Origin of the sequence: Bacillus sp. FSL W7-1346 (assembly GCF_038593335.1) — a bacterium.
GTDB classification, from domain to species: domain Bacteria; phylum Bacillota; class Bacilli; order Bacillales; family Bacillaceae; genus Bacillus; species Bacillus altitudinis.
Map to the genome: position 1 here is coordinate 562610 of NZ_CP151988.1, position 16226 is coordinate 578835.

Genomic DNA, 16226 nt, shown 5'->3' on the forward strand with positions numbered 1-16226 from the left:
TCATAAAATGTAAAATATTTGAATTGTGTGGGTGTCGAGTATATTCGAAATTTCATATTCTTCAAGGTCTGTATTTAAAAGAAGATAAGCATTTGTTAGACCGATGTTTTGGGTTCTTAAAAAGTAGGAAAATGTATAGTGATATTAAAGACTTTGCATTAGAAGCAGCTGAATACTTTAGAAGAGCTGGAAGATTTGAAATGGCTACCAAGCATGCACCTTTTGCAACAGAAAAATTAAATAATGTCATGTCATTTGGTGGTTTATTTGTTATCAAGTAAATTTATGATACGTTTTCCTCGTCCACCTCCAGTTTCTAAGGAATGATGAGCTTTGGCAACATCAGATAAAAGATAAATGCTATCAACAACTGGTCTGACCTTGTTGGAATCTACATAAGATGCTAATTCTTTTAAAATTTCATTTTTGGGGTTTGCGCTGAATGTGCGAACTCTACGAGAACCGAAAATAGTTGAAGTTAATATATATATGAAGGACGAAAAACTAGGAAATCCAATAGTAACCATTCTACCGTTCTTTGCAAGCAAGCGCCTATAATGTTTAAGGTCAGTTCCTACTGTGTCCATAACTACATCAAACTTTTTAAGATCAGTAGGAGATGTTTCTTTATAATCAAATACTTCGTCTGCACCTAGCTCTTGAAGAAAAGTAAGATGTTTTTCGTTTGCAAGAGCAGTTACATGAGCACCTAACATTTTTCCAATTTGAATCGCAATGCTTCCGACTCCACCACTTGCACCACGTACAAGTAACTTTTCTCCTTTTCTAAGGTTCGCTTTGTATTTTAAGGCAATAATTGCAGTAGCACCTACGCCAGGCAATGCCGCTGCTTGTATGAGATCAATCTTTATAGGAGCTTTAGATATTTTCTCAGGTGATATAGCTACATATTCAGCAGCACTACCAATTTGGTTCCTTAAATTAATAGGGAGAACCCCCCACACATTATCACCTAATTGATAACTTTTTACGTTCGACCCTACTTCAACAACCTCTCCAGAAAAATCTGCACCTGTCCCTTTAGGGAATTGATTACCCGTTAATCGTTTTAACTTACCTGATCGAAACAGTGTATCCATAGAGTTTACACTCGACCCATGTACACGAATGAGTACTTCTCCAGATTCTATAACTGGTCTTGATATAAAATCTTCAAAAAGAACATTCGGTGATCCATAACTAGTGTATTGTGCAGCTCGCATCTTTTCATTTTTCATTTACTCACTCCATCTCCTTAAAAAGTAATGACTTGAAGGGTTTATATAATCAATTTGGCTCTCTAATACATGGATGACACGGTTTACATATTTGATTATAATAAATGGAATTGATTTAACAAGTACGCAATATAAACTGCTTAAGGAAGGAAAAACTGACTAAGGGGTGGATAAAATATGACTGAAAGTGAGCTGAATAAAGCGATAGCTCCAGCGAGTTATGCATTAAATATATTAGCGGGAAAATGGAATTTAAAAATCTTAGCTGTACTATGTAGTTACAAGGAGATTCGATATAATGAGTTAAAGCGTAAAGTGTATGGAATTACAGGAACAATGCTCAATCAATCATTAAAGGACCTGATTGAAAACGGAATTGTTCAACGAGTTCAGTATAATGAAGTTCCATCAAGAGTAGAATATTCATTGACTGGGGCAGGACTAGAGCTGATCCCTATATTTGAACAACTTCTTTTATGGGGCGAAACCCAATTAGAAAAATCAAAGTCATAATAAAATCCATCTACGTGAGAAGTTCGTTGGGGAATCATAGCATAGCTTCCTAACAAAGATTTTATTCACTTTAAGCTATGATGAAGAAAAACAACAAAAAATCTTGAGATTACTAGGGAAGCGCTAAAAAAGGGGATGCAAATACATGTCAATTTACCATAAAGTCATTGGAGAAGGATTTCCGATCGTGATATTGCATGGTTGGACACTTGACCATCAAGTGATGTTCCATGCATTGGAACCGGTATTTGAAAAACACAGCGGTTGGAAGAGAATATACATAGACTTACCGGGGATGGGACGTTCCGAGGCGCATCCATCTATTCAGAACTCTGATGATATGTTAGAAGCGGTATTGCGTCTTTTGGATGAGCTGATCCCTGATGAACAGTTTATTGTTTGCGGTTATTCGTATGGAGGGTACATAGCTAGAGGTATTGTTCATTCACGCCGGGAAACCGTTCGTGGATTACTGCTTGTGGCCCCAATGACTATACCTGTATTCGATAAAAGAGTCGTGCCAGAGAAGACCGTTCTAAAAAGTGACAGTCACTTAATTTCACAACTGTCTTCAGAAGAGGCGGATGAATTTTGCTCCATGGCCGTTGTGCAAGGAAAGATGGAATGGGAAAGATTCCGCGATGAAATTTACCTTCCTTCTAAACAAACAAATCATGAATTCATCAATAACATTCTTCAAAATGGATATGGCTTTACCTTCGATATTTCTTCTGAATTTCAGTATCCTACGCTCATTATCACAGGACGTCAAGACCATGTCGTCGGATATCACGATGCGTGGCGGCTGATCGAAGACTATCCAAATCCAAGGGCCACTTTTGCAGTGCTTGATATGGCTGGTCACAACCTGAAGATTGAACAACCCGATGTGTTTCATTCATTAGTACATAACTGGTTAAATAGACTGGAGTCGGTGGTATAACTGTTTATAAATAGGGTTAACTGTTGCGATTTTTGTGATTTCCGCTGAATTAGAGATGCGTGCTATTGGAAAACAGATAAGATGCTGTGCAAATTTGAGCAAGTTGGAGTCCTGTAACAGTAATTATGAAGCATGAGGGTAAAGAAAAGAAGAATTCATAACTAATGATATTAATTCACTATGTTGAGGTCCTAGTAGGTGAATAACCTGTGGAGATTCAAGTTGTGTTGCCTGTATCCATGAAATTAATATTTATAGACCTTTGGTATTTTTATTTTTTATAGTTTCTAAAAAATCCACTCACCTTTTAAGTAAGTGGACTTTTTTTTGAGAGGGACGAGTTACATAATTAATCATTATCCATAGTTGTGGGTTATTAAATAAGTGAAGACGACTATTAATACATAGGTGCAAACGAGAGTAATAGATATTTGTTTTATAAACTTTAATTTGTTTGCGGGTCTTTTATCTTTATAAGTTCGAAAAAAAGTAACTCCTAAAATAATGAGAACAACTAGGGGAAATGAAAATGTAGTTATATTTTTCCACATAATATCACTCCAATTGTATAGTTAAAATTACTGTGGTGAAAATTTATAAGCTAAAGTCCACCATATTTTCATATTTATTCCTTTTCCGTTATTGTTAGCACTAGCGCGAGAGCCCATTAAATGAAAATAAGCGCTACCTAAACCTGCAGGTAAGGCTGGCCAAAAACCAAACCATGTAAGAAGGAGTGCGCCACCACCAGCAATAGTACCCGCACTACCCAAATCAGCTGCAAATTTATTCGTATCACAGCTATTCAACTTCTGTGTAAAGCCCCACCAATAATCTTTAGATTTAGTTGTTTTTCCTTTACAAGCAAGTGTCTGCATATCAGGTGACACTTGTTCTTTATCCTTTAAACGAATGATACTCAAATCATCTTCAACTTTTAATATACCTGCCTCTATTTCTGAGTTTAGTTGATTTAAAAATGTTATTTGGCCTTCAATCAGAGTTAAGTCAACTCCATCAGAATAAGCTTCTTCTTTGTTAAAGGAAAATTTCCCATTGAATACTTTGATATATTTTTCTAAAGCCATCACATCTTCAGCATCAAAAATTTTATTATTTGAATTGGTATCTACCCTAGTATTAACTTCTTTTTTCTCCTTTGGAGCATAATTATAATTCGTAGCGCTAGCTACCGAATTAGGAGTAATAGAAATTATTAGTGATAAAATAAGGGTGAATAGAATAAACCTTTTCATTTTTATATCTCCTTTGAATTATCATTACTTTCCAATTAAATCATAAATTTGAATATGAGTATTGAGTCATTAGTTCTATATGAGTCCTAGTGAGATTGTAGTTGAATTTATTCTTTGAAGTAAAAATTTTAGAATTCATCTATAAGATGAAATTGCAATAATTTCCGCTTCATGTTACAATAAGAATAATTATTTTTGTTCGGCGTAAAGGATAGCATGAAGAAAGACTTTTCGTCTTGAGGATACTTTGGGCAAGGATAGTATAATACATTGTGTGGTAAACGCACGAGGAGGCAACAAACATGGAACAAGGTACAGTAAAATGGTTTAACGCAGAAAAAGGTTTTGGATTTATCGAACGTGAAGAAGGCGACGATGTATTCGTACATTTCTCAGCTATCCAAGGTGACGGATTCAAATCTTTAGACGAAGGTCAAAAAGTATCATTTGACGTAGAGCAAGGTTCTCGTGGAGCTCAAGCTGCTAACGTTCAAAAAATTGCTTAATCTTCATTCTATCAAAACGGGTTCTCTGTAGAGAGCCTGTTTTTTTGTGCTTTCATTTATTTCTGCAATAAAAAACCCTACTCAACGTACAAGTAGGGAGATGTTACAAGGTAATCGTAAAAAAATTCATGCTTCAAAGGTTTATCAACAGTATAGCATATTGGATTTACAATATGCGGAATTTGCCTAAATAAATTCTTTTTTTCTTTAATAAAATTGAAGGATGGATCGTTCTAGAGAACATGTATTCAAAAATGGTGAGGGATACCGTAAAGAGCGGCATAGTTCTTAACAGAAACTTTTAATTTGTTTTTCTGTAATCCCTTCGATAACTTCTAATTCACTTAACAAAAATTCATGAGCCTCATCTAGCATTTTCTTTTCACTTGCATTTAGTGCTTTCTCTTTCTTCATCCGCATCAGATCACGCACAACTTCAGCACCATCTTGGATGTCACCCGTTTTTATTTTGTTTGTATTAATTGTATGGCGTTCTTTCCATGTCAGTAATTGAGCTGATTCGCCATGCTGGAAAATGTGCATCACATTGTTTAATGCCAGTATATCTGTAACAGGTCTAATACGTGAACTTGACATTTTTCGTGTTGGAATCATCACTTTCATATGACTGATTGACATTTTAATCACATAATACTGTTGTTTTTCATCAGAGAATTCTTTTTCTTCTATGGCTTCAATTATACCTGCTCCGTGCATTGGATAAACAATATTATCACCAATTTGAAACATATCATCCGCCTCCATATCATGTATCTACTTTAAGGGTACCACATTTAGAGGTAAAATAATCAAATTTTTAATAATAACATGTTTATTTATTTTCTGTCAATAAATTTGGTTCTAAAAAAGTGAGATTTTTTCATGAAAATTTCGGGTGGTTTTTGATCATATCCTCAAGAATCCTTGCTACAAGAAAAACAGAATATCCATCATTAAAAAAAGACCAGACATTGAGCTGGTCTTTCCAAATAGAATCCGATCATAATGTTGAAATATCAATCACAAATCGATAACGCACATCACTATTGAGCACACGTTCATATGCTTCATCGACTTGGTTTGCGTTGATCACTTCAATTTGTGGTGCGATCTTGTGAGCAGCTGCGAAATCGAGCATTTCTTGTGTTTCTTGGATGCCGCCAACGAGTGAGCCGGCGATGCTGCGACGTCCAGTAATTAATGAAAACACATGGAAGTTGTCTGGCTTTGGTGGTGCACCGACGTTTACTAATGTTCCATCAACACGAAGTAAGGACAAATAGGCATCCACGTTGATATTGGCAGAGACGGTATTGAGAATGAGATCATATTGACCGGCTAGTGTCTTAAACGTATCAGAGTCACTTGTAGCAAAATAGTCTTTTGCACCAAATGACAGCGCCTCTTCTTTTTTATTCATAGAGCGGCTTAATACAGTCACCTCTGCGCCAAGTGCGCGTGCAAATTGAATGGCGACATGACCTAGACCGCCCATTCCGACAATCGCCACTTTTTTGCCAGGCCCAGCCTTCCAGTGTTTTAATGGAGAATACGTTGTGATGCCTGCACAGAGAAGAGGGCTGGCGACATCGAGGGAGAGCTGGTCAGGAATATTGACAACAAATCGTTCTGTCACAACAATTTTCTGACTGTAGCCGCCGTAAGTTGGTTCTCCATCATAATCCAGGTTATTATAAGTTTGAACGACTCCTTTCTTGCAATATTGTTCATCTCCATTTTGGCAATATTCACATGTACCGCAAGAATCGACAAAACAACCGACGCCTACACGATCACCAATGTTGAATTTCGTGACAGCATCCCCAACAGCTGAAACAACTCCAGTAATCTCATGACCCGGAACCATTGGGAAAATACCGCCGCCCCATTCATCAAAGGCACTGTGGATATCTGAATGACAGATCCCGCTAAACTGAATATCAATTAAAATATCATGTGGACGAAGGGCTCTTCGTTCAATGGTTGTCCGTTCAAAGTTTGCTTTTGCATGGGAAACACTTAAAACGTTTGATTGGTGCGTCTGACACATTCTGGATCATCCTTTCAAAAGTAAGATTCGGTCCTTCCTCTATACTGTACGTCTTAAAGTGAACTTTAAGTCAACATAGAACCATCTGATCGCCTCAATTCAGGCTTTAGCATCAACCTTGAATCAAGATTTGAGCCAAAAGTATCTTGTCTTCTCGATAAAAATGGAGATGATGGGAAAAGGGAGATCGTCAAGTAAGAGAAAGAAGAGAAGGGTGAAAACAATGAAAATAGCACAAGCCGCCAAGCAGCTCGATTTATCTACTGCTACGCTCAGGTATTATGAGAATATAGGTTTAATTAGACCGATCAGGCGTGATGAAAATGGTGTTCGTGATTATACAGAAGAAGATATTCAGTGGATAGAATTTATTAAATGTATGAGAAATGCGGGTCTGTCAATTGATGCTCTTAGAGAATATACGGCTTTATTTATCGAGGGAGAGGATCGTACATTGTCCTCAAGGAAGCGTATTTTGGTCAATGAGAGAGAAAGACTTGTAGACAAACAAAAGGAAATCGAAGAAACGATTAAACGGTTAGATTACAAGATTGAAAGTTATGAAGATATTATCCACAGTTATGAACAAAAACTAGTTCATCAATTAAAAACGAACTCTATTTAAATGAAGAAAAACCTGTGACTTGTCACAGGTTTTGTGATGTGGTTATCTTTTTGTGTAACGCACCCAATTGTAATGAGCGTAAAGTGGAGTAACACCGTTGTAGGAGCCGAGCCATTCATCGACACCTGCACCATTCCATAAGTTCATCATAATCTTTCCAGGTGTTTGAGGGATTTGAGTAGTAGCCGTATGTTTTAATTGACCGTCCACATACCATTTAATCGAGTTAGGCTGCCAGTCGAACGCATATGTGTGATAAGAGTTTGCTGCATCAAAACCAAGGTTGACGATTTTTTCATGATTTCCGACACCATTGGTATAATAGTTAAACTGAACCTTTGTCGTATCTTTTCCTAGAAATTCGATGTCAATTTCATCCCAAGGCGTACCATCAGTCGGTCCCGTATAAGTAAAGAACGAAGATACGATCCCAACATTTTTGGCTGGTTTCATGCTGACTTCATAAAGTCCATAGCCATATGTTTGAACGGAGCGGTTTTCTCCACAGTCAAACTTATTATACGAAGGACTAGTGAGCGATAATCGCATTTCCCCTAACGACGTCATGGAGACATTGTTTGCGCGCCACGTACAGTTAAACATATTTCCGTTCGAGTACCCATCGGCTTTTTGCCATAACCCCGTATTATAGTTGTTGAACGGCTCATAAAACGACCCGCCCGTTTGTGCCGAGGCACTTGCAGCAAATGTGGACAAACTTAAGAATAATCCAGTGACAAGCAGCATCAACATTCGTTTTACACGGTAAGACATGTAGGCATTCCCCTCTCTTTTTTGAAAGCGTTTTCTTTTTGATCATACATGATTCTCTCAAAATGGAAAATCGGTCTAAATAATGATAAACAGTGTGTTTTTTTAATAGAATGAAAAGAAAATTGATAGGTAAAAAATAATGATTGACAAAGCGGACAGTTGTCCGTAAGATAATACCGGTACAATTGTCCTAATGAAAATGAAAGAAATTTGATTTACACATAGAGATATATGCAAGGTGGATGAAGGTGAAGCATCATGGAAAAGGATATTGGAAAGAAAATTGAAGAGGTCGCTTTCTCTTTGTTTCAAGAGTTTGGTGTAGAGAATGTCAGTATGCATAAAATCGCAAAAACAGCTGGTGTTGGTCAAGGAACCCTTTACCGCCGCTATGCAAATAAAAGTGATTTGTGTCTCTCTATTCTTGGTGAGAGATTTGAACAGCTGATCCCTGCTTTGCATCTTTACTTAAATAAAATAAGTGATCAGCCGGTTCAAGATCGTTTGCAATATGTTCTCGAGGAGATCCATCTCATCGTTGGTCATCACTTAGACTGGATTCGGATGCTGACGATCTCTGGAAATTTAGAGCAGACAAGTAAGGTGTATGATTCTCATTACAGTCAATCACTCAAACAAATCATTCGTGATTTGCTCGTGGAAGCGAAAGAAAAAGGAGAAGCGAACATACAAGACATTGAGTTGACGACATTATGTATGTCTTCTCCAATGACGCCTGAACTCATGTTTTATATTCATGAATCCGGCTACTCAATCGAAAAAATTGCACAATTCGCTGCGGAAAAACAAATTTTATCTGTTTTTCAACGACAATGAAGTGGCTCATTTCTGACTAGCCTGACTTCCTAAGATTGCTTAATATTGAAAAAGAAAAGGAGCCAACTTAATATGAACAAACAGCAAACAGCAGCTTCCGACATTCGAACGCTGCCCATTATTATTTCATTTATCACAGCTGGATTTATTGGACTGTTTAGTGAAACGGCACTCAACATGGCGCTGAGAAGTTTAACATTAGACTTTGGTATTGAAGCAACGACTGCTCAGTGGCTTACAACCGGCTATTTATTAACACTAGGGATTCTTGTTCCAATTTCAGGCCTCATTCTTCAATGGTTTACAACAAGACAGCTTTTCATCACCTCACTGGTCTTTTCGATCATCGGTACATTTATTGCGGCCGTTGCACCAGTCTTCAGTATTTTAATGGTGGCACGTGTGGTGCAGGCAGTAGGAACAGCCTTGCTCCTTCCATTGATGTTTAATACGATTTTGGTCATCATTCCGCCTCATAAAAGAGGTAGATCAATGGGGATTATCGGTCTTGTCATTATGTTTGCCCCAGCAGTTGGTCCAACGGTCTCTGGTCTTATTCTTAAATCGTTAACATGGCATTGGATTTTTTGGATTTCGCTTCCGTTATTAGTTGCTGCACTCGTATTTGGGTATATTTTTATGCAAAATATTACGGAACCCACTAGACCGAAAATCGACATTTTATCGATTGTGCTATCAACCATCGGTTTCGGTGGAATTGTGTATGGCTTTAGCAGTGCTGGTGAAGGCGGCGGCTGGAGCAGTATGCATGTGATTGTGGCGATTGTTGTAGGTGTCATTGGCATTCTTGTGTTCTCCCTAAGACAGTTAAACATGAAAGAACCGATGTTGAATTTAAGCCCATTTAAATATCCAATGTTTGTGATCGGGTTACTTCTGATCTTAGTGTGTATGATGGTGATGCTGTCTGCTATGATGATTTTGCCATTATATCTGCAAACGTCCTTGGCACTTTCTACATTTACAGCAGGTTTAATGCTATTACCAGGTGGAATTATCAATGGACTGCTATCGCCAATCATGGGTGGGCTTTTTGATAAATTTGGGCCGAAGTGGCTTGTCATCCCAGGCCTTGTCATCGTTGCAGCGACCATGTTTGGCTTCACGAACTTAAGTGTGAATACGTCCATCGGTTATATCGTGACGCTTCATATTACGTTAATGATAGGAATTGCGATGATCATGATGCCTGCCCAAACAAATGGATTGAATCAGCTGCCGCCAGAGCTATATCCGCACGGTACAGCGATTATGAATACATTGCAGCAAGTATCAGGAGCGATTGGGACTGCAGTTGGTATCTCGATCCTTTCATCAGGAGCTCGCAGCTTTATGGAAAATGTGGCTGATCCCGCAAATCCAGTCAATCAGCTGCTCGCCTTTACAAATGGCGTCCAGCATGCCTTTATCTTTGCTGTCATTATGACAGTGATTGGCTTGGTGATTGCTTTCTTTATTAAACGAGTGAAAGTCGAACAACAAGTATCATAATATATGAAAAGCACTGAGGACTTAGCGCCACAGTGCTTTTTTTAATTATTCATAGGAGTGAATGTTTGTTTCAAAGGAGCTGAAAATGGGGAGATAGATAAAAAGCAACGATTCTCTGACGACATTGAAGGAAAAGGCGAAATTCGTAACGAATGGATAGAGATAGAAGAATAAGATAGGAGCTGAGATCATGAACTTAGACGAACAAATCAAAATGGCTGAGTCATTACGTCAACCAGCTGAAGATTCATTAGCTGGTCAATCAGAACTAAAGCCAGTCCACCCTCCTGAAGTGAACAAAATGGAATATGATATCCCAACGGGTGCTGGTGAAACAAAGGTGTGGGTATTTAAACCTGTGAAAACATTGAAACAACCCCTACCTGTTTTCGTGAATTTGCATGGGGGCGGTTTTATCCTTGGAAGTGCTGAAATGGATAATCATTGGTGTCCGGTCATAGCAGATCGTGCGGAGTGTATCGTCGTCAATGTGGAATATCAGCTGGCACCGGAACACCCTTTTCCGGCCGCTCTTCATGAATGCTACGATGTGATGAAATGGTTATATGAACATCCTGATGAACTACAAATAGACCCAAATCGATTAGCCATTGGCGGACATAGTGCAGGTGGGAATTTGGCAACAGCGGTTTGTTTGCTTGATATCCAAAAAGGGAACGAACTTCCGATTGTCTATCAAGTGCTTGACTATCCGCCACTTGATTTAGCTACTGATCCAGCACAAAAGCCAGCGTTTGAAGAAGCAATTCCAGTGGAAATGGCGAGACTGTTTAATGCCTTCTATTTGCAAGGTCAAGATCCGCACAATCCGCTCGTTTCTCCAGTCTTTGCAGAGAGAGAAGTGTTAGCACAAATGCCCCCAGCTCTTGTTATCACAGCTGAGAAGGATTCACTAGCTGAAGAAGCTGAGCATTATGCGGACAAGTTAAAAGAAGCAGGGGTAGATGTCACATACAAACAATTTAAAGGAGTCCCTCATGCGTTCACTCATGCCGGAGATTTAAAGATAGCTGAAGAGGCTTGGCATCTGATGAGCGATCAGCTTAAGAAGGCGTTTGAATAAGAAATATTCGGATATCAGTAAAAAGCACAGACTTTTTTTCTGTGCTTTTTTTGTGTTCTTGCTGACGTCTTGAAAAGAAGTGTAGATACAACAATCGCAGTAGTCGATATAATAGTAAGATAGAAGACATCTAAAAAGGAGCTAATAGAATGAAAAAAGAGACACTACAGGCATTTTGTCTTTCTTTACAAGGAGCAACCCACGACTATCAACCTGAGTGGCAGGCAGATCGTTATCATATAGGTGGAAAGATGTTTGCCATGATGGGGGGAGACGTCGATCGCAAGCCAGTCATCACTTTAAAATGTGATCCGCAACGTGCTGAAGAATTAAGAGAAATGCATGAAGGAATTATTCCCGGCTATTACATGAATAAGACGCATTGGAATTCTATTTATCTTGATGCAGATATTCCATCTTCATTTGTCGAAGAGCTAATTGAACATTCCTATCAACTGGTTTTTCACAAATTAACAAAAAAAGCTCAGCAGGCTATCCTCCAACATAATTCAAAAGAAACCGATTAAATGCTGAACGTTCAGTTGTTCATGTCTCTTTGAATCTCTTCAAAATTGACTAGAGTCACATGCTCTCGCTATACTTTAAACAGCTAGAAGATACGAATAGGGGGATATACAATGGGCTATACAGTCATTACAGGAGCAAGTTCAGGTATTGGATATGAAACGGCTTTGGCCTTTGCAGCAAGAGGAAAAAATCTGATCTTAGCTGCACGCCGGCTTGATAAACTCCAAGAACTGAAAGAAAAGATTCTAGAAACATATCCCGATATTCAAGTGAAAATCCAGTCTGTTGATTTAACAGACAGAGAGCAAGTGTATTCTTTCTATGAGTCATTAGCTGGTGATGAGCTGGATACGTTCATTAATAATGCTGGGTTTGGCCATTTTGGTTCAATAGGAGAGCAGGATGTGAAAAAAATCGGGGACATGCTTCATCTCAATATTGAAGCGTTAACAATTTTATCCACTCTGTTTGTCCGTGATTATGAGCAAAAAGAGGGGACGCAGCTAATCAATATCTCTTCAAGAGCGGGTTATACCGTCGTCGGAAATGCTGTCACTTATTCAGCAACGAAATTTTATGTGAGCGCCTTTACAGAAGGTCTGGCCCTAGAATTGAAAGAAAAAGGAGCCAAATTACAGGCAAAAGTATTAGCGCCTGCTGCGACAGAATCAGAATTTGCAAAGCGTTCATTAGATGTCGATCAATTCGAATATGAAGGCACTATCAAGAAATATCACACATCAAAAGAAATGGCAGCGTGCTTGCTTGAACTTTACGACAGTTCAAAAACAGTTGGTATCGTTGATGGGAAGACATTTGATTTTGAATTGAAGGACCCCATTTTTTCACACGCTGGCACAAGCATGAAATAAAAAGTTCCAATCACTGAGGATAGATTCTCTTAGTGATCAGCAGGTCACCGAGCCGAAAGATGTCTTGGATAATGTGGAGCGCTGTCAACACATACTAGAATAGATAAAAACACCTACACATTAGGTGTTTTTTTTATGCATTCTTTGATGAATGAAAGAATCGCAGGTCCAGTAGATGAGACTGCTGACAATTATGATCGGGAGGGATGTGGAGCTCTCAATTCCATCCATAACAAAAAGCATGACAATCATTGCTATCAGTAAGTAAGCCGCTAAATAAAGAGGATGAAAAGCCTTAGGCTTTAAAGAAAACAACAACTGTAAAGGTACCGCAAAAATGAAATAATAAACAAAAAAGATGGGAGTGTAAAGCATCATAAACGCAGGCTCGCCCTGAATCGGTGGATATAAACATACGAACAAGCTGAGTAAAATGGAACTGAAGAATAGTGTGAGTAGGATTTTGTAAAATGGTTGAACGGAACGCACTGTATGTACTCCTTTTTTGTAAGATTTCCTATATTTTATCATAAATGGGTTGAGAACAATTTCTGAAGTCAATTTAGGTATTATGGTATAAATAAATTTTGATAATAGTACCCTTTTTCCTTTATTTGGTTCTGTGACTTTCACCTCATGCTGATGAATGAAGGAATGGTATAAAGTAAACCCTATAGACAGATAATTATTCATCACATTTAAGAAAAGAGATGATCTTATGAACGTAACAAAATGGTTTGGTGCTGCCCTTCTTTCTGTTTCACTATTGGTGACCGCAGCTTGTGCGAACGATAGCACTCAAGAGAATAAGCAAAGTAATCAAGAAAGCACTACCAGTGAAACAAAAGAAAAAAACACGGCTGTTGAGACAGGGAACAAATCTTTATCCAATATTAAGGTGCTGGCAACAGGCGGAACGATTGCCGGTAGTTCAGACAGTAATACAGATACGACTGGCTATAAATCTGGTGCACTTGGAATCGATAAAGTCATTGCTTCTGTACCACAGCTGAAGGATATTGCAAATGTCACGGGTGAGCAAGTAGCCAACGTCGGCAGTGAAAATGTGGATAACGCTCTGCTTTTAAAATTAGCGAAACGAGTCAATCAGCTTTTAAATGATGATCAAGTGGATGGCATTGTGGTGACACATGGTACAGATACATTAGAAGAAACGGCCTATTTTTTACATTTGGTTGTAAAAAGTGATAAGCCTGTGGTGGTCGTGGGTTCCATGAGGCCAGCATCTGCCATTAGTGCGGATGGCCCGCTTAACCTGTATCATGCAGTGAAAATTGCTTCGACAAAAGAAGCCAAAGGCAAAGGTGTAATGGTGACATTAAATGACCGAATTGCCTCTGCTCGTTTTATTACGAAGACAAATACCACCACAACCGATTCGTTCAAGTCTCTTGAGCAAGGGTACATTGGAGAAGTGGCGGGTGAAGTTGTCTCTTTCTATAACGAACCGACAAGAAAACATACAGCTGACAGTGAATTCGATATTTCCAAGCTAAAAGAGCTGCCGCAAGTGGATATCTTATACGGCTATCAAAATGATCAAAAGTATGTGTATGATGCTGCGGTTAAAGAAGGAGCGAAGGGCATTGTCGTTGCCGCCGCAGGAAATGGAACGATGTCAACAGAAGCGATCAATGGGGCAACAGATGCTGTGAAAAAAGACGTGGTGATTGTGAGGTCAAGCCGTGCAGGAAATGGCATTGTCACACATGAAAAAATGGATGATGAACATCATTTTGTCTCATCGGATTCATTAAATCCACAAAAAGCACGCATTCTACTCATGCTGGCTCTGACGAAAACAAAAGATCCAGATAAAATTCAATCCTATTACGAGCAGTATTAAAAAGAAGACCCGACGAATCATTGGGTCTTTTTTATATGTGTACCTGATGTTCAGCCCGTTTTTTTAAAGAGAGTAAAATGTCTCTCCAAACATCATCTATATCAGTCAGAAAATGTCCTGCTTGCTCGATATAGTGCGTTTTGGCGTTTGGAATGTTGGGAGCAATGCTTTCTATCTCTGCAAAAGGGGCCATCTGATCCTCTTTTCCATGCCAGACATCCACAGGGATTTGTATATCTTTCATATCGAATGCCCATGACCGTGAGAGTAAATCTGGTTCATGAATACATTCATCAACCGATTGACGAGTAGCTTCGTATAAATGCCGCATCATCAGCTCCAGTTGCTCATCGGTTTGAAGAAATTGCCGATCCGAAGGATGTAAATGTTTGTTCCCTTTTTTCGTTAGTTTCTTGAATTTCTCTGGTTTCTTTTCAATTAGTTTTTTCTGAGCGCGATAGCTTGCCTTTAAGAGCCAAGGCATTCTTTTACTGAGGAAAAAGGCAATCTTGTTCTCCTTTAGCATACTTTTAGGCGGTTTACCATCCTGAAATGGGGTGGTACTTGAGACGAGAGCAGCTGAAAGAATGCGGTCTGGCAATTGATAGGCACAACCAGCAGCGAATGCCCCGCCTCCAGAGACACCAATCACTGAAAAATGGGAGATGTCAAGATGATCGGCCACTTCCTGTACGTCTTTTGCCCAGTCTAAAATAGTGCGGTTCGGTTGCGGATCAGATAAACCAAAACCAGGTCTGTCTAAAGAAATAAGACGAATGCCAAGCTCTTTTGAGATTGGATCATCATCTAAAAACATCACTCTCGATCCAGGTGTCCCATGAAAAAAGAATACTGGGAATCCTTCAAGATCACCGTATTGAGACAAACCAATATGACGTCCATCTTGCAAATGAATCCTGTCCATTTGATCATCCCTTTCATCGTTTATCTAACTTACATATTCATGCATGAAACGCCAGGTTAAGGCGTTTCTTTCGCAATTTGATAGATTTTTTCGTAAAGCGATAATAATGTTTTTAGATCTTCTTTTGAAAGCTGGGCATAGTATTTTTGAATAAGATGCAGCTGAATTTTTTCAATATCTTTATGATAGTCATGGCCCTTTTGAGCAAAATCAACAATGATTTCTCTACGGTTATGTGGATTAATCTCTCTTTTCACATATCCAAGCTGCTCAAGCTTTGATATGAGCTGGCTAGCGGCACTAGATGAAATGGAGAAATAATCAGCCAGTTCATTGATTGTTCTCGTCTTCGACCGCAGCAATTCAAGGGTCAGTTCTTGTTTGCTTGTTAAATCTGCATACTCATTTTTTAAGAATCGTTGATACTCTTCTACATAGATAGAACCTAGTGCATTTGAGTACTCAATGATTTTTTTGCTGTAATGAATGATATCCTCATCCAATGACATCACCTCTTTTCTCCTATATTATATGCGATCTTAATATTTAAGTGAAGTTAAATGTTAAGAAAAATTAAATAAAAGGAGGATAGACTACTGAGAAAATGACCTCTACCTCCACTTTTTTCATCAACAATGGACAAAGAATACTTCCTGTTTGGTGATGGGCAAAAATGATCGTTTTGTTTGTTTTCAC

20 protein-coding genes are annotated in these 16226 nt (G+C 38.6%); 11 read left to right on the top strand and 9 right to left on the bottom strand.

What is annotated here, in order from left to right; all coding sequences use genetic code 11:
- Nucleotides 1–131 precede the first annotated feature (131 nt).
- Nucleotides 132–281, top strand: coding sequence for a hypothetical protein (locus NST09_RS02740; protein ID WP_268438774.1), 150 nt, complete (start codon nt 132–134; stop codon nt 279–281).
- Here NST09_RS02740 and NST09_RS02745 read toward each other — a convergent pair.
- Entirely contained in the window at nt 264–1238 is a 975-nt protein-coding gene (locus tag NST09_RS02745) for an NAD(P)-dependent alcohol dehydrogenase (RefSeq protein ID WP_342493323.1), read from the bottom strand. The genes NST09_RS02740 and NST09_RS02745 overlap by 18 nt on opposite strands.
- Before the next feature lie 177 nt (nt 1239–1415).
- Between NST09_RS02745 and NST09_RS02750 the strand changes: the two genes are divergently transcribed.
- On the top strand, nt 1416–1751 hold the full coding sequence (locus NST09_RS02750; RefSeq protein WP_144610502.1) for a helix-turn-helix domain-containing protein: 336 nt from the start codon (nt 1416–1418) through the stop codon (nt 1749–1751).
- 145 nt (nt 1752–1896) lie between these two features.
- Nucleotides 1897–2694, top strand: coding sequence for an alpha/beta hydrolase (locus tag NST09_RS02755; protein ID WP_342493324.1), 798 nt, complete (start codon nt 1897–1899; stop codon nt 2692–2694).
- Between the two features lie 578 nt (nt 2695–3272).
- Here the strand turns inward: NST09_RS02755 and NST09_RS02760 are convergent.
- Complete coding sequence (locus NST09_RS02760; protein WP_217816142.1) at nt 3273–3950, bottom strand: hypothetical protein; 678 nt, start codon at nt 3948–3950, stop codon at nt 3273–3275.
- 302 nt (nt 3951–4252) lie between these two features.
- Here NST09_RS02760 and cspC point away from each other — a divergent pair, with 302 nt between their 5' ends.
- On the top strand, nt 4253–4456 hold the full coding sequence (gene cspC / locus NST09_RS02765; protein ID WP_008346765.1) for a cold shock protein CspC: 204 nt from the start codon (nt 4253–4255) through the stop codon (nt 4454–4456).
- A gap of 288 nt (nt 4457–4744) precedes the next feature.
- Here the strand turns inward: cspC and NST09_RS02770 are convergent, their stop codons facing one another.
- On the bottom strand, nt 4745–5206 hold the full coding sequence (locus NST09_RS02770) for a CarD family transcriptional regulator (RefSeq protein ID WP_113747458.1): 462 nt from the start codon (nt 5204–5206) through the stop codon (nt 4745–4747).
- 250 nt (nt 5207–5456) lie between these two features.
- Nucleotides 5457–6506 carry an NAD(P)-dependent alcohol dehydrogenase gene (locus NST09_RS02775; protein WP_342493325.1) on the bottom strand — a complete coding sequence of 350 codons (1050 nt, stop codon included), beginning with the start codon at nt 6504–6506 and terminating at the stop codon, nt 5457–5459.
- Nucleotides 6507–6729: 223 nt separating this feature from the next.
- Between NST09_RS02775 and NST09_RS02780 the strand changes: the two genes are divergently transcribed.
- Entirely contained in the window at nt 6730–7131 is a 402-nt protein-coding gene (locus NST09_RS02780) for a MerR family transcriptional regulator (protein WP_046342750.1), read from the top strand.
- 42 nt (nt 7132–7173) lie between these two features.
- Here NST09_RS02780 and NST09_RS02785 read toward each other — a convergent pair whose 3' ends face one another.
- Entirely contained in the window at nt 7174–7905 is a 732-nt protein-coding gene (locus NST09_RS02785; RefSeq protein ID WP_039169887.1) for a glycoside hydrolase family 16 protein, read from the bottom strand.
- Nucleotides 7906–8163: 258 nt separating this feature from the next.
- Here NST09_RS02785 and NST09_RS02790 point away from each other — a divergent pair, with 258 nt between their 5' ends.
- The 5 genes from NST09_RS02790 (at nt 8164) to NST09_RS02810 (ending at nt 12738) form a co-directional block, all read left to right on the top strand.
- Nucleotides 8164–8742, top strand: a complete 579-nt coding sequence (locus NST09_RS02790) for a TetR/AcrR family transcriptional regulator (protein ID WP_342493326.1) — start codon at nt 8164–8166, stop codon at nt 8740–8742.
- 72 nt (nt 8743–8814) lie between these two features.
- Complete coding sequence (locus NST09_RS02795) at nt 8815–10254, top strand: DHA2 family efflux MFS transporter permease subunit (protein WP_008346741.1); 1440 nt, start codon at nt 8815–8817, stop codon at nt 10252–10254.
- Nucleotides 10255–10444: 190 nt separating this feature from the next.
- Nucleotides 10445–11338, top strand: a complete 894-nt coding sequence (locus tag NST09_RS02800; RefSeq protein ID WP_342493327.1) for an alpha/beta hydrolase — start codon at nt 10445–10447, stop codon at nt 11336–11338.
- 149 nt (nt 11339–11487) lie between these two features.
- On the top strand, nt 11488–11865 hold the full coding sequence (locus NST09_RS02805; protein WP_048001239.1) for an MmcQ/YjbR family DNA-binding protein: 378 nt from the start codon (nt 11488–11490) through the stop codon (nt 11863–11865).
- Nucleotides 11866–11976: 111 nt separating this feature from the next.
- Nucleotides 11977–12738, top strand: coding sequence for an SDR family NAD(P)-dependent oxidoreductase (locus tag NST09_RS02810; protein WP_017366677.1), 762 nt, complete (start codon nt 11977–11979; stop codon nt 12736–12738).
- Nucleotides 12739–12858: 120 nt separating this feature from the next.
- Here NST09_RS02810 and NST09_RS02815 read toward each other — a convergent pair whose 3' ends face one another.
- Complete coding sequence (locus NST09_RS02815) at nt 12859–13431, bottom strand: UPF0715 family protein (protein WP_342493328.1); 573 nt, start codon at nt 13429–13431, stop codon at nt 12859–12861.
- Between the two features lie 25 nt (nt 13432–13456).
- Between NST09_RS02815 and NST09_RS02820 the strand changes: the two genes are divergently transcribed.
- Complete coding sequence (locus tag NST09_RS02820; RefSeq protein ID WP_342493329.1) at nt 13457–14605, top strand: type II asparaginase; 1149 nt, start codon at nt 13457–13459, stop codon at nt 14603–14605.
- Between the two features lie 31 nt (nt 14606–14636).
- On the opposite strand, the gene NST09_RS02825 is transcribed toward NST09_RS02820, so the two are convergent.
- From NST09_RS02825 to NST09_RS02835, 3 genes are all read right to left on the bottom strand, one after another.
- Nucleotides 14637–15530: an alpha/beta hydrolase gene (locus NST09_RS02825; protein WP_017366679.1), complete on the bottom strand. Its 894-nt coding sequence runs from the start codon at nt 15528–15530 to the stop codon at nt 14637–14639.
- 56 nt (nt 15531–15586) lie between these two features.
- Nucleotides 15587–16039 (bottom strand): MarR family transcriptional regulator, encoded by a 453-nt coding sequence (locus NST09_RS02830; protein WP_007496431.1) that lies wholly within the window; start codon nt 16037–16039, stop codon nt 15587–15589.
- A 64-nt stretch (nt 16040–16103) separates the two neighbouring features.
- Entirely contained in the window at nt 16104–16226 is a 123-nt protein-coding gene (locus tag NST09_RS02835) for a hypothetical protein (protein WP_017366680.1), read from the bottom strand.